The organism is Sandaracinaceae bacterium, from assembly GCA_020633055.1.
Classification (GTDB): Bacteria; Myxococcota_A; Polyangia; order Polyangiales; family Houyiibacteriaceae; genus JADJJE01.
In genome coordinates, this window is record JACKEJ010000005.1 from 1,006,606 (window position 1) to 1,020,287 (window position 13,682).

Annotated in this window: 14 protein-coding genes; 10 read left to right on the forward strand and 4 right to left on the reverse strand. The window is 70.6% G+C overall.

The genetic code is table 11. The features are described from left to right. Positions 1 to 129: 129 nt before the first annotated feature. The 9 genes from H6726_09130 (at position 130) to H6726_09170 (ending at position 9,524) form a co-directional block, all read left to right on the forward strand. Entirely contained in the window at positions 130 to 1,566 is a 1,437-nt protein-coding gene (locus tag H6726_09130; protein MCB9657794.1) for a mechanosensitive ion channel, read from the forward strand. Between the two features lie 27 nt (positions 1,567 to 1,593). Next, positions 1,594 to 2,661 carry a pyridoxal-phosphate dependent enzyme gene (locus tag H6726_09135; protein MCB9657795.1) on the forward strand — a complete coding sequence of 356 codons (1,068 nt, stop codon included), beginning with the start codon at positions 1,594 to 1,596 and terminating at the stop codon, positions 2,659 to 2,661. Between the two features lie 82 nt (positions 2,662 to 2,743). Next, the gene (locus H6726_09140) at positions 2,744 to 2,893 is read left to right on the forward strand and encodes a hypothetical protein (GenBank protein MCB9657796.1); all 150 of its coding nucleotides are present in this window, start codon (positions 2,744 to 2,746) and stop codon (positions 2,891 to 2,893) included. 43 nt (positions 2,894 to 2,936) lie between these two features. After that, complete coding sequence (locus H6726_09145) at positions 2,937 to 3,422, forward strand: hypothetical protein (protein ID MCB9657797.1); 486 nt, start codon at positions 2,937 to 2,939, stop codon at positions 3,420 to 3,422. Further along, positions 3,419 to 4,033, forward strand: coding sequence for a hypothetical protein (locus H6726_09150; GenBank protein ID MCB9657798.1), 615 nt, complete (start codon positions 3,419 to 3,421; stop codon positions 4,031 to 4,033). Before H6726_09145 ends, H6726_09150 begins: the two co-directional genes overlap by 4 nt. A gap of 12 nt (positions 4,034 to 4,045) precedes the next feature. After that, positions 4,046 to 7,699: a protein kinase gene (locus H6726_09155; GenBank protein ID MCB9657799.1), complete on the forward strand. Its 3,654-nt coding sequence runs from the start codon at positions 4,046 to 4,048 to the stop codon at positions 7,697 to 7,699. A 123-nt stretch (positions 7,700 to 7,822) separates the two neighbouring features. Continuing rightward, a complete protein-coding gene (locus H6726_09160) occupies positions 7,823 to 8,059 on the forward strand; it encodes a hypothetical protein (protein MCB9657800.1) in 237 nt (78 codons plus the stop codon). After that, positions 8,056 to 8,451 (forward strand): type II toxin-antitoxin system VapC family toxin, encoded by a 396-nt coding sequence (locus H6726_09165; GenBank protein ID MCB9657801.1) that lies wholly within the window; start codon positions 8,056 to 8,058, stop codon positions 8,449 to 8,451. The genes H6726_09160 and H6726_09165 overlap by 4 nt, the downstream gene beginning before the upstream one ends. Positions 8,452 to 8,540: 89 nt before the next feature. After that, the gene (locus tag H6726_09170; GenBank protein MCB9657802.1) at positions 8,541 to 9,524 is read left to right on the forward strand and encodes an Rpn family recombination-promoting nuclease/putative transposase; all 984 of its coding nucleotides are present in this window, start codon (positions 8,541 to 8,543) and stop codon (positions 9,522 to 9,524) included. 459 nt (positions 9,525 to 9,983) lie between these two features. On the opposite strand, the gene H6726_09175 is transcribed toward H6726_09170, so the two are convergent. Next, complete coding sequence (locus H6726_09175; protein ID MCB9657803.1) at positions 9,984 to 10,988, reverse strand: helix-turn-helix domain-containing protein; 1,005 nt, start codon at positions 10,986 to 10,988, stop codon at positions 9,984 to 9,986. 135 nt (positions 10,989 to 11,123) lie between these two features. Between H6726_09175 and H6726_09180 the strand changes: the two genes are divergently transcribed. After that, positions 11,124 to 11,618, forward strand: coding sequence for a Yae1 family protein (locus tag H6726_09180; protein MCB9657804.1), 495 nt, complete (start codon positions 11,124 to 11,126; stop codon positions 11,616 to 11,618). Between the two features lie 121 nt (positions 11,619 to 11,739). Here H6726_09180 and H6726_09185 read toward each other — a convergent pair whose 3' ends face one another. From H6726_09185 to tnpB, 3 genes are read right to left on the reverse strand one after another with little or no spacing between them, the layout of a single operon-like run. Beyond that, positions 11,740 to 11,937: a transposase domain-containing protein gene (locus H6726_09185; GenBank protein ID MCB9657805.1), complete on the reverse strand. Its 198-nt coding sequence runs from the start codon at positions 11,935 to 11,937 to the stop codon at positions 11,740 to 11,742. Between the two features lie 2 nt (positions 11,938 to 11,939). Continuing rightward, entirely contained in the window at positions 11,940 to 13,235 is a 1,296-nt protein-coding gene (locus H6726_09190; protein ID MCB9657806.1) for an IS66 family transposase, read from the reverse strand. Between the two features lie 39 nt (positions 13,236 to 13,274). Beyond that, the gene (gene tnpB / locus H6726_09195) at positions 13,275 to 13,610 is read right to left on the reverse strand and encodes an IS66 family insertion sequence element accessory protein TnpB (protein MCB9657807.1); all 336 of its coding nucleotides are present in this window, start codon (positions 13,608 to 13,610) and stop codon (positions 13,275 to 13,277) included. Positions 13,611 to 13,682 lie beyond the last annotated feature (72 nt).

The following is a 13,682-nucleotide window of genomic DNA, read 5'->3' on the forward strand; positions in this document are numbered from 1 at the left end:
CCTTCGAGCGACGATCGCGCAGACGCGCCACGCGAGGGGAGCGGGGGCGGCCAAGGCAGCACGTCGGGGGCTGGCTCTGCGGGCGCTGGTTCCGCGGAGACGAGCGCACCACGCGATGGCACGGCCCCCGTGGGTGATGGGCAGGCGGGCGCGCCTCGCAGCGGTACCGCGAGCGCAGCGGGGGCCGGGACCTCGGGCAACGGCGGCGCGGAGACCTCTTCACCGGAGGGCAGAGGTTCGGGAGCCGACGGGGAAGGCGAGAGCGGCGCGGCGCCACCGGGCGCGGGCGGCGCGCCGGAGCCGGGAAGCGTCCATGAGGCTTCTGGCGCGGCCAACGCAGGCGGCACCGGCACGCCCAGTGTGGGGGCCCCGAGCGCAGGGCCCACGGCGGAAGCCAACTCGGGGGACGCGGTCGCGCCGCCGACGAACGACGTCGCGGATGCGGGTGTGCCACCGGAGGACGCGGCGCTGGACGCAGGCGTGCCGTTCGTGGACGCGAGTGTCGCCGAAGAGGTCGCGGAGCCGCTCGAGCCCGACGCGGGGCCAGCGACGGCCCCCGTCGAGACCACGGCCCCCCCCGAGGCGGGCGGCGCGGCCCCCACCACGACAGTGGTGCAGGTGCCCATGCCCTTCGTGCAGGCGTCCGAGTCGATCGACCCGTGGGCCGGGCTGCGCGAGGTGATCCCCGGCATCCCGACGGGCGGCATCAAGCCCATCGGCCTGCTGGGTCTGCTCGCTCTGCTGGCGCTGTTTTCGACCTTCATCGAGCGCCTGCGCGGGCGGCTGCTGCGTGACGGCCTGTTGCCCACCCTCCTGGCCGTCACGCAGGTGGTGGTGCGCCTGCTGGCCCTGCTCATCGCGCTGGCGCTGGTCATCCAAGTGGTGCCCGCCAACATCCGCTGGGTCGTGTACTTCATCCTCATCGCCAGCGGCGCCGCGCTGGGCTGGTCCATGCGCGACGTCATGCCCGACCTCATCGCGGGCGTGGTGATCGTCTTCGAGCGGCGCATCCGGCGCGGCATCTGGATTCGGTCCGACAGCTTCTCTGGCGCGGTGGAGCGCGTGGGCCTGCGCTCGAGCTGGCTGCGGGACAGCAAGGGCCACCGTGTGGCGGTGCCCAACCGGCTGCTCATGCAGGCCCCCGTGGTGAGCGACGAAGAAGGCGAGCGCGTGCAGGAGGTGGTGGTGCGGCTCGGCGGCGCAGACGCCGCGGACATCCGACGCGCGCTGCGGGATGCCGTCTTGGCCTCTCCCTGGACCACGCCCGAGAGCGAGCCGCAGGTGCTGCGCGACCCGGTGGACCCGGACCTCTGGCAAGTGCGCGGCCGCCTGCTCTCCGCCAGCTTCGCTTCGTCGTTCCAGGGTCAGCTGCTGGAGCGCGCGGAGGCCCAGCTCGCAGCGCTCCAGGCGCGGTCGCGGCGCACGCGCGAGACCAGCCCTGGCTTCGAAGAGAGCCCGGCTGGCGTGCCCACCACCAAGCACGCCAAGCTGGACAAGGCCGAGAAGTCGGACAAGGCCGACAAGCACGACAAGACCGACAAGACCGACAAGCCGAAGGCCCCCTAGCCCCAACCCCCGCTCCTGGCCCCGACGATGACCGACACGCTTGGCACCCGCTTCCCCGGCCTGGCCCCGCTGCTGCGCGCCGACCTCCTGGGCCCGCTCCCCACCTCGGTGGAGCCGCTCGCACGCCTCAGCCGCATGACCAGCACGGAGCTGTACATCAAGCGCGACGACCGCTCTGCCGCGCACTACGGCGGCAACAAGGCGCGCAAGCTCTCGTTCCTGTTGGGTGACGCCACGCGCGCTGGCGCGGACACGCTGCTCACGGTGGGCGCCTTCGGGTCCCACCACGTCCTCGCGACTTCGGTACACGGGGCGCGCAACGGGTTCGCGGTACACGCGGTGCTGCTGCCGCAGCCGTTCACTCCACACGTCGAGCGCAACATCCTCGCCGGCCTGGGCGCGTCCGCCACGCACCACCCTGTGCGACACTCCGCGCTCGCGGCGGCCGAGGTCGCGCGTGTGCTGGCTCGGTTGCGGCTCTCGCGGCGGCGCCCCTACTTCATCCCGCACGGGGGCACCTCGCCGCTGGGTGCGCTGGGCTACGTGGACGCGGGGCTCGAGCTGGCCGCGCAGGTGGACGCGGGGCTCACGCCCGAGCCGCACGCGGTGTACTGCGCGCTCGGCAGCGGGGGCACGGCCGTGGGTCTTTGCGTGGGGCTCGCCGCCGCGGGGCTGCGTGTGCCGGTGGTGGCGGTGCGGGTCACGCCGCGCTTGGTGGCGCCGCGCGTCATGCTCGACCAGCTGGTGGAGCGCGTGGTGCACGACCTCCACACACGCGACCCGCGCTTCCCGCGCGTGGCCGAGGCCGCCAAGCACCTCATGCACGTGACCGACGAGCAGCGCGGCGCGGGCTACGGCAAACCCGACGACGCGGCGCAGCGCGCGGCCGAGCTCGCGCTGGCGGACGACGTGGAGCTGGACCCCACGTACACGGCCAAGGCCTTCGCGCAGATGCTGCAGCACGCAGAGGGCGAGCGCCGCGGGCAGCGGCTGCTGTTCCTGCACACCCTCAGCTCACAGGATCTCGAGCCGCTGGTCAGCCGCGCCCCCGCCCTGCCCCGCTGGACGGACCGCTACCGCCGCGAGCAACGCTGACGTGCCCCGCTACGACCCACCCATCGAAGACGCGGCGCAGCACGCGCACGACGCCGCCGAGGCACGCGGCGAGCGCGGCTACATGGATCCGCGCAGCGGGCTGTTCGTAATGACGGCCGGCTCGTTGGCAGCGCGCGGGACGTGCTGCGGCTCAGGCTGTCGCCACTGCCCCTACCCCGCCGAAGAACAAGCGGCGAGCGGGCGCCCACGGCTGCGACGGCCCGAGCCCTGAACGGGCACGAGCGGTTCCGCGCGGGGCTGCTACGCTCTCGGGCGTGTCGCAACGGATACTCATCGGGTTGGTGAAGGGCCTCACGCTGGGCGTCCTGCTGGGCTCGCTGTTCCACTTCGGGCTCGGTTGGCGCGTGACCCCTGGGCTGCTGGGCTACCTCATCGCCATGGGCGTGGGGGCCACCGCCGGCATCCTCGCCGGGCGCCCGCCCTGGCTGCACGAGGCGTGGATCGAGAGCCTGCTGAAGGGGGTGTTCGGCCTCGCCGTGGGCGCCGCGGTCTACTGGGTCGCGGTGCGCTTCCTCACGTTCGAGATGGCGTTCGACGTGTTCGGCGCACCCGCAAGCTCGCCGTGGACCTCGCTGCCGCTGCTGTATGCGCCGCCCATCGCCATGCTCTTCGCGCTCATCGTCGAGCTCGACAACGGGGCCAGCAGCAAGCCTGGGGCCGGCAAGCCGGGCATGCCCAAGCCCGGGGCGGGCAAGCCTGGTGCGGCCAAGCCCAAGCCCGCGGGCGGAGGCGCTGGATGAGCGCGCAAAGTGGCGCGGCCAGTTCCGGAGCGCAGGTCCAGGGACCACGCGCCACCCCGCGCACCGACGCCTACCTGGACGACCTGCGCCGCGAGTTCCCGCGGCTACGCATCGTGCACAAGCAGGACCACGCTTGGTCACGCCGCATCGACGCCCTCCTGCGCGCGATCACCTTCGGGGGCCAAGCCGCGTACGTCAGCACCTACACCACGGTGCTGGGCTGCACCATCTATCTGCCCAGCGCGTGGGCCGAGCGCAGCGACGAGGCGCGCTACATCACGCTGCGCCACGAGGCCGTCCACCTGCGCCAGTTCCGGCGCTTCACCGTGCCGGGCATGACGCTCATCTATGGGCTGCCTCTCTTCCCCGTGGGGCTCGCGCTGGGCCGCGCGCTGATCGAGTGGGAGGCCTACCGCGAGACCCTCGCCGCATACGCAGACGTGTATGGCATCGAGGGCGCGCGCGACCCGGCCCTGCACGCGCACATCCGGCTGCAGTTCACGGGGCCCGCCTACGTCTTCATGTGGCCCTTCCCGCGCATGGTCCAGCGTGCCATCGACCGCGAGGTCGCGGCGCTCGAAGCGCATAGACAGACGCCCGCGGCCCCGTGATACGGTCGACGCATGGGGCATCCCGTGCGCCTGGGAGCGTTCTACCTGCAAGACCAGATCGGTCAGGGCGGGATGGGTGCCGTGTGGCGCGGCGTGCACCTGCAGCGGGGTCAGCCGGTGGCCGTGAAGGTGCTCTCGCTCGAGCGTGCTCGCGAGCCGCGATCCCTGGCCACCTTCCGTCGTGAGGTGCGCGCGGTGGCGCGCCTCAACCACGAGGCCATCGTCTCGGTGCTCGACCACGGCATCATCACGCCAGCGGCCGCCTACGAGGCCCGTGGGCGCCTGGTGGCGGGCAGCCCGTTCTTGGTAATGGAGCTGGCCGAGGCCACGCTCGCCTCCGCGTATCCGACCGTCAGCTGGGAGGCCACGCATGCCGCCCTCGTGCGGCTGCTGGAGGCGCTCGCCCACGCCCACGCGCGCGGCATCGTGCACCGTGACCTCAAGCCCGCGAACGTGCTGTGGGTGCGGCGGGCCCCGAACTACCCGCCCGACCTGAAGCTGAGCGACTTCGGCCTCGCGCACGTCATCACACAGGACGACGCCGGCGGGCGCATGCACGCGGCCGGGACGCCCGCGTACATGGCTCCCGAGCAGTTCCGGGGGGCCATCCGCGACTTCGGCCCCTGGACCGACCTCTACGCGCTCGGCTGCCTCGCCTACCAGCTCACGGCCGGACACCGCCCCTTCCACGCGCGCAACGAGAACGAGCTGGCCCAGGCGCACCTGCACGCCACGCCGCAACCGCTCGTGGCGCGCTTCCCCGTGCCGGAGGGCTTCGAGGCCTGGGTGCGTCGGTTGATGGCCAAGCACCCCATGGCCCGCTACCGCTGCGCGGCCGACGCGCTCTTCGCGCTCCAGGCGATCGCGAGCCGTGAGCCGGTACGCGTGGCCGAGAGCGAAGGGGCAGCGGCGGAGGCTGGGGACCCCGACGGCGTCGAGGTCGCGGCGACGCTGACGATGACCGTAGCCGGTGACTCGCTCAGCGACCCGAGCGCGTCGGCGTCGTACCACACGGACCAGGGCACGGTCAGCGAGCGCCCCCCGCTGGACCAAGCCCAGCGCGACCAGTTGCGTCTAGCGCCCCTCGAGCCCCCCGGCGCGCCCAGCGGCCCCTCGTTGCCCACGGTCATCACCGACGTGGTGCCCTTCGACGCGGACGAGGGCGCCTGGGAGCTCAGCGAGGCGCCGCCGACGCCCGAGCACTGGACCACCACCCATGAGCCGCTGCCGGTGACGCTGCTGGGCGCGGGTCTCGGCCTGTTCGGCGTGCGCGAGGTGCCGCTGGTGGGGCGCCAGCACGCGCGCGACCAGATGTGGGAGGCGCTGCGGCGCGTGCGACGGGAGGGCAAGCCCCGGTCGCTGGTGCTGGAGGGTCCGAGCGGCTTCGGCAAGACGCGCCTGGCCACGTGGCTGTGCGAGCGCGCGCACGAGGTAGGCAGCGGGGAGGTGCTGCGCGCCAAGCACGAGCCCGACCACAACGCGGGCGAGGCCCTGCAGCGCATGGCCGAGCAGCGGCTCAACACGCGTGGCCTCGAGCGCAAGCTGGCCCTCGCGCGCATCCGCCGGTTGCTGCTGGCGCAGGGCGTGGACGACGAGCGCGAGTGGGAGGGGTTGTGTGCGTTGGCGGTGCCACCCGACGCGCTGCGTGAACGGACCAGCCCGCGCGTGGTGCAGCCCTCGGCGCGCTTCGCGCTGCTGATGCGCATGCTGCAGCGTGCCAGCGCCGAGCGCCCGCTGGTGGTGGCCTTCGACGACGTGCAGTGGGACGCGCTCACGCTCTACTTCGTGGAGTACGTGCTGGACTACGCGCCCTCGCCGCTGCCGGTGCTGTTCGTGCTGACCGTGCAGGAGGAGGCCATCACCGAGCGCCCCGCCGAGCGCGTTCAGCTGGACAACCTGGTGGGGCGCGACGACGTGGAGGTCATCCGCGTGGGCCCGCTGGACGCGCACGAGCACCAGACGCTAGTCACCAACCTGCTGCGCTTCGAGAGCGACCTGGCGGCCAACATCGCGCAGCGCACGGCCGGCAACCCGCTCTTCGCGACACAGCTCATCGGCGACTGGGTGCAGCGCGGCGTGCTCGAGCTGAGCAAGCGTGGCTTCGTGCTGCGCGAGGGGGCACGCGCCGACCTGCCCGACGACCTCTTCGCCGTGTGGTCGCAGCGCGTGGAGCGCGCCGTGGAGGGCGTGGAGGACGGGCGCGTGGCGCTCGAGTTGGCCGCCACCTTCGGGCGCGTGGTGCCCGTGGACGAGTGGCGCAGCGCGTGCCTGGTGCTGCGCCTGGCGGTGCCCAAGACCTTCCTCACCGACATGCTGCGCGCGCAGCTGATGGAGGTGGAGGACCCGCTCGACGTGGGCATGACCAAGGTGTGCTTCGTCCACGGCATGCTGCGCGAGGCGCTCGAGCGCAGCGCCCACGAGCGCGACGTGCGGCGGCACCTGCACGGCGCCGTGGCCGACGTGCTGCGCCCCAAGCTGCACGACGGCGAGGTGGACGTGGCCGAGCGCCTGGCGCTGCACCTGCGCGCCGCCAACCGCCTGCGCGAAGCGGTCACGCCGCTACGCAAGGCGGCCGAGGTGCGGCGACGACGCGGCGAGGTAGAGCGCGCGCTGCAGCTCCTGGACCTGCACTCGGCCACGCTGATGGACATCGAGGCCGAGGCCGAGCACGTGGAGTGGGTGGAGAACCTGCTGCTGCGCACCGAGCTGGCGTGGAAGCAGGGGGCCCTGACGCGCGCCTCCCGCCTGGCCGACGAGGGGCTCGAGCTGGCCACCGCCGCGCAGCACGCGCTGCAGCTGGCGCAGGCGCGCTACCTGCGCGGCTACCTGGACGTGCAGCTGGGCAAGCTGGAGGCGGCCGAGCCGCTGCTGTTCCAGGCCGCGCAGACCTTCGACCTCCTGGGGCAGCGCGCCGAGTCCGCGCGGGCCATGCGGGGCCTCGGCTTCGCCGCCATCTCGCGCGGGCAGCACGAGCTGGCCTTCGGCGCCTACCTGACCGCGCTCGAGACCTGCCGCGCCTACGACGACCTGCACGGCGCTGCGGCGAGCCTGTGCGGCATGGGCTTCTCCGACCCGGAGAACATCCACGGCAGCGCGGGCCACCTGGAAGAGGCGTTGGCGCTGTTCGAGCGCGTGGGCGACCTCTTCGGCGTCACCTCGACGCTCAACAACCTGGCCGACCTCCACCGCCGCGGCGGCCGCGACCAGGAGGCCGAGACCCTCTACCGCCGCGCGCTCAGCATCAGCCAGCGCATCGGCGCCGCCCACCTCGAGGCCATGATCGTCGCGGGCCTGGCGCTCGTGTTGTTACGCCACGGGAGACACGACGAAGCGCTGCGCGAGCTCGAGGTCGCCTGGCGCATGGCCGACGTCCTCGGCCAGGTGGGCGCGCTGTCAGCCCTACACGCGCTCAGCCTCCCATGCGCCGTCATCGCCAAGGACCGCGGCGCGTGGAGCGAGCACGAAGCCCGGCTCAGCGCGCGTGTCAACGACGAGGCCGTGCTCGAGCTGGAGGTCATCCAAGCCATCGAGCACGCTGGCCACCTGTGCGCGCAGAGCAACGACATGGACCGTGCCCGGCGCGCATGGACGCTGGCGGCGCGCTTCTACGCCAACGCCGGGCACGCGGAGCGAGCGGCGACGCTGCGCGCCAAGGCGACGGACTGAGGTTCGGCGTTCGTGGTTCGTCGAGGCGCAACGGAGGCTGGAGCAAGCCGAAAACCAACGCGTATGGCACGAACTCACCCACCGCGCATTGCGCAACGCCTGCAACACATGCATAATGCATGTGTGCCTGTCTCCATCACCATTCGAGATGTCCCCGACGAGGTCCGTGACGAGCTGGCCGCACGTGCCGCCGGGGCCGGGCGTTCGCTGCAGGAGCACCTGCGGATGACCTTGATCGAGATCGCGCATCGACCGACCGCCGAGACCCTCGTTGCGCAGATGCGCGCACGCAAGGCGGCGACCGGGACCACGATCGGTTCCGCCGAGATCCTTCGGCACCGCGACGAAGACCGCCGATGATTCGCGTACTGGACGCCTCGGTGGTGGTCGCCGCGTTGGTCGACCGTGGGCCAGACGGTCGGTGGGCCGAGGCCGAGCTGCTGAACGCCCACCTGGCCGCCCCACACCTCCTCCCGGTCGAGGTGGCCAACATCCTGCGACGGATGGCGCGGGCGGGACAGATCTCGGGCGACATCGCCGCGTTGGCACACGACGACCTGCTACGGCTGCCGGTGGAGCTCTTCCCCTACGAACCGGTCGCAGCCCGAGCGTGGGAGCTGCGGCCGAACCTCACCAGCTACGACGCATGGTACGTCGCGCTGGCCGAGCAGCTGGACGCACCAGTTGCCACGCTGGACACCCGGCTCCGTGGCGCCGTGGGGCCCACGTGCGCGTTCCGAACGCCACCCTGAACACGCGGCCATGGCCGCGTGATGTCGCGCCCGCGCACGCCCGCGCCCTCGACGCAACTCGCCGAGCCTCGCGCCGAAGACCGCCGGGCATGGCGAAGCACGACGCGCTGTTCAAGCGGATCTTCTCGGCTCCCGAGCACGCCGCAGGCGAGCTGCGCACCATGCTGCCCCGCTCGCTCGTGGCCCAGCTGGACCTCGACCAGCTGGAGGTCGTGGAGGGCAGCCTCGTGTCCAAAGAGCTGCGGCTGCGCCACACCGACCTCCTCTTCCGAGTGCCGTTTCGCAAGCCACGCAACGGGCAGCGCTACGTGTACGTCTACGTCCTGCTGGAGCACCAGAGCAAGGCCGACCCCGACATGCCCTTCCGGGTCCTCGAGTACGTGGTGCGCATCTGGGCCAAGCTCCGCGCCGACGAGCCACACCGAGGGACCCTGCCGCTAGTGGTCCCCCTCGTGGTGCACCACGGCGCCCGCGCGTGGAGCGCGCCAACGTCCGTGCACGAGATGGTGGAGGGGCTCGCCGAGCACCCCGAGCTGCGGCGCTTCGTCCCCAACCTGGACCTGCTCATCGACGACCTCGCCGTGGCCAGCGACGCCGAGCTCATGAACCGCCCCCTCGCGCCTGTCGCGCGCGTGGCCACCTGGCTGCTGCGTGACGGGCGTGATGTCCATGCGATCCTCGCCCACTTGGAGTTCTGGGCCGCCCTGCTCGCCTTCATCGCGGAACGGTACCCGGATGAACTCGAAGCACTCCTGCGCTACATTTTGCTGGCGGCCGGCGAGCGGTCTGTCGACGATGTCCGCCGCGCCATCCTGATTCACGTCCCCACCGCGGAGGGTCCCTTGGCATCAGCCGGTGAACAACTCATTCAACAAGGCCGCGAGCAAGGCCTCCAGCAGGGTACGCTCGTTACCCTGCGCACCATGCTGCGATCCCAGCTGACGGCGCGCTTCGGTCTGCTCGGCGCCGACGATGTGGAGACCATCGAAGCGGCAACCGCGCCCGCGTTGGAGCAGATGCTCATCCGCGTGCTGACGGCAACGACCCCCGAGGAAGTCCTCCGCGACAGCTGACTCGCGTCACGGCCCGAGACACGCGCCCTCGATGCAATTCGCTAGCTTCACCGCTGCCTCACGCTCTGCCGCCGTGTGCCTCCCGCCTCGTCCCGTATTCGGTGTGCTCGTCATCCTCGGTCTCCAGGACAGGAGTCGACCACCCATCCTCAGGTCGTCCGGGATTTCAGCCCTCAATCTCGGGGGCCGCTGATTGGCAACGGCATCTACGGGAGGCCGGTCAGTGGGCCCACGACTCGGCGAGTGGACACGGCGATCGCGTACCGTGGTGTCATCACTCCATGCACAGCGCTGCGCGAATCGCGAGGAGTGTGTCTCGGACGTGGACCGACTCATCGAGCCGCTCGTCGATGAGCGCCACAAACGCGGCGGGATCCGGTGGACCAGCCGGAACAAGGCGATACTTGCCTGGTATGGTGCCGAAGACCGTCTTTCTGTTGGGTCTGGATGCCTCTCGGATCACGCGGCCATCTTGGGGACGGCCTGAACGTGGGCGGAGAAGTCGCGCCGGCGTAGCGTGACGACGGCGCGGTCGAGGCGGTCGTTGAGAACGAGGGACCGGCAGGTCAGCGTCGCGCGGAGGCCGTCGTTTCGCCAGCGTTGGCCGGAACGTTTGCAGCGGACGGAGAAGAAGGACTTGCACGCGCCCTCGGTCGCGCTGGAGCCGATCGGGAAGCCGGCGTCGCGGAGGGACGCGTAACGCATGGGGGCGCCGTTGTTCGTGATGAACGTGAGCTCGTTCTCCATCGCGATGCGGCACGTGGGCAGGTATCCGTGGGCGACTTCCCGCTCGAGCTCTTTGGCGATGGCATCGATGGCTTCATCCTCTTGGCGAAGCGCCTTCTTCCATCGCGCTATGATCGCGGAGGCGTCGCCCTCCATCGCCTGCGCGGCGGCCGAGAGGTGACCCATCGCGTGATAGTGGTCGACGAGCTCTTCCCAGTCCGACACGGAGGGCTCGCCCTCGAGCGCGGCGACGAGGAGCGTCCACACTTCCTTCGCCGCGTCCTGGACGACCACGATGCGCAACGTGTGCACTCGCCAGGGCGCCCCTGCCCGACTGAATCCATTTCCGTGAAGCTGCCGCCCTTTCACAAAGGAGCAGCTTGGGATGAGCAAGGCATCGGCAGATGAAGGGTTCTTGCGAGGAGTCACTGGGCCCGCGCACTGGAGGAGGCGGACGCGCGACGGGGCTCCAGGTGCGGCGGCGGTGACGAGCCCCTCGACGCCCATGGCTTCGTACCACTGCAGCCAGCGGTTGACCGAACCACGCGTCACGTCCAGCTCGGCCGCCAGCTCCACAACACGGCGCCCTTCAATGTACCCGAGCGCCGCCTTGCCTCGGCGCCACTCGTCGAGGTCCCCCGCCTTCGAACGTTCCCGAATGAACCCTCGCAGCTTCTTCTTCGCCGACGGGCTACGCCCTCGCGCGCTGATCGCTTCGCCGTTCCTTGACCGTGCCATGATCACGTCCTTGTGTGATCGCGGAACCCTGATCCTCCTCGGATCCCGAATCAACAAGAACTTGGATCCGCCTCTCGGCGATCCTGGTTAGACCTGCTCATCGACGACCTCGCGGTGGCCAGCGACGTGGAGCTCATGGACCGCCCCCTCGCGCCTGTCGCACGGATCGCCACGTGGCTGCTGCGTGACGGTCGTGATGTCCGTGCCATCGTCGCTCACATGGAGGCGTGGGCCGCCTTGCTCGCCTTCGTCGCGCAACGGTACCCAGATGAATTCGAAGCGCTGTTGCGCTACGTATTGCTGGCTGGCGGCGAGCAGTCCCTCGAAGATGTCCGCCGTGCCATCATGATACTCGTCCCCACCGCGGAGGGTCCCTTGGCATCAGCCGGTGAACAACTCATTCAGCAAGGCCGCGAGCAAGGTCTGCAAGAAGGCCGCCAGCAGGGCCGCCAAGAAGGCACCCTCGCGACCCTGCGTACCAACGTGCGTACGCTGCTCAGCGCGCGTTTTGGGCCGCTCCAAGCTTCCCTCGAAGGACGCGTGGACGCCGCCACCGCGTCCGAGCTGGAACAGATGCTCCTCCGCGTTCAGACCGCCACGAGCGCCGACGAGGTGCTCGACGCGCCGTGATGTCCGGTCTCGGTCGCTGACCCCGCCGGAAATGCGCCCACCGTGACCGATCAGCGACACCGGGATGCGACCGACGTCGGCCCGTGCGAGCCTGATCGGGGGCTCGCCGTGTGCATGGGGGTCAGAGCATGGAGCGCTTGAACGCGGCCGGCGCCATGTCGGCCACGTCAAGCCTGAACACGTCGCGGTGGGTGCCGAGCCGCTCGAAGGCCCAGGCAAGGTAGGCCTGGACGGGTACCCCGATGGCGCGGCAGGTAGCCACGATGCCGAGCAGGACGCAGGCACGGTGCGCTCCCTCCGAGCTGCCGGCGAAGAGCATGTTCAGGCGCAGCTTCGCGACGTTCTGGAACTCTCGCTCGGTGGGCGAGTTGTCGATGGGGACGTCCGGTCGTCGATGAATCGGAAGAGCGCATCGCGGTGGTTTCTGTAGTAGCGCACCGCCGCCATGAGCGGTTCCGAGGGGAGGAGCACGGGCTCGACGGCCGCGAGCCACACCTCGAAGTCGTCGGCGAGCGGCCGGACGTAGCGTTGCCGATGCTCTCGCAGCGCTTCGCCTATGAGACCTAGCGCCTGCGCCTTTTCCTCTTCGCCGTAGATGGCGCCGATGAATGCCCCGCCCTCTTTGGCGAGCCCTGGTTGGGTGGCCTCGGCGTCGCGAAACTTGCGCCGCCCGTGAGCGTTGCAGCCGGTCTCGATCACACGCCCCGTCTCGAACACCGCGTTGAAGCGATGCTCGGCGTCCGCGGTGAGCTTGCCCGTGAACGGCGCGAGCTTGGACACCACCGACTCGCTGCTCTTGTCGGCCTCGTACTGGAACACCGCGAGCTCGTGGTTTCGGTACAGCTCGATGTAGCCGTTGTGCGCGACCGGGAGCTTTGGCACGAGCACCTTGAGGCCCGTTCCATCGGTGGCCATCCACGAGCCCGCGAGGAGCGCTCGCCAGTGGTAGCCGTCGACGGGCGCGAGCAGGTCCGCAGCTCGCTCAATGAACGACACGAGCGTGCCCATTGCCAGCGGCACGCCCCGCTCGGCGAGATCACGGCGAAGCCGGTCGAGCGGCGTCAGCAGCCCGAACTTCTGATGGACCAGCCATCCGAGCCACTCGCCCGTGACCTTCGAGCGCTCGTAGGGCGCTGGCAGGGAGCGCGGTGTCGTGCGTCCTCCGCAGCTCCGACAGCGGCAGGTGGTGCGGCGCACCACACGTCGACGCTGATGCTCCTTGACCACGTGGAGCTTCTCCTCGGTGATCTCGTCAGCGGCATCGAGCGCTGTGCTCCCGCAGTGCATGCAAGCGTCCGGTCGAAGCGTGTGCTCCTCCGCCTCGAGGTGCGGCGGGAGCTTCTTGCGCCCCGTCGGTTTCACCGGCGACTTGGCCTTCTCTTCCTCGGTGGGCTTCCCGGGCGCCTGCGGACGCTCGTCGAACGCGCGCTTGGCTTCGCCTTCGACTGTGGGCGGCGGCGCGGGAGGCTTCACGGCCGGGGTCTTGCGTTGCTTGCGCTGGGCGATGGCCAGCAGCTGCGCCACGCGCTCGTTCAGCTTCGCCAACTGCTGGACGAGCTGAGAGACCTGACCGCGCAGCTCGGCGTTCTCTCGTTGCAGCGCCTCGACGTCGACCACGACGGCAAGAGATCACGCCAGGAGAACGCTGTCGATCCCCTACCGCCGCACATCCGCTCGTGCGCGGCGGTACCAGCCCTGTCGCGCCGCCGTGAAATCGATGCCAGCGAGCAGCGACGCGAACGCCGTACCGTCGATTTGCACCTGGGTTTCCGCGCCGTCGATGCGCGGCAGCTGGAAGCTGCCAGCCTCGAGCCGCTTCGCCAGCAGACACCACCCCGAACCATCGAACCACAGGGCCTTCGCGATCCGTCGCCGCTTGTTCATGAACAAGTAGAGGTGCCCATCTACAGGGTCGAGTCCAAGCCAACGCACCGCTCCTGCAAGCGAGTCGAACGAGCCGCGCATGTCGATGGGCTCCACTGCCACGAACACGCGCACCGTCGGCGGCAGGCTGACTACACACCGGTCGGGGACTTCTATCTTTGAACCCAAACCTCGAACGCC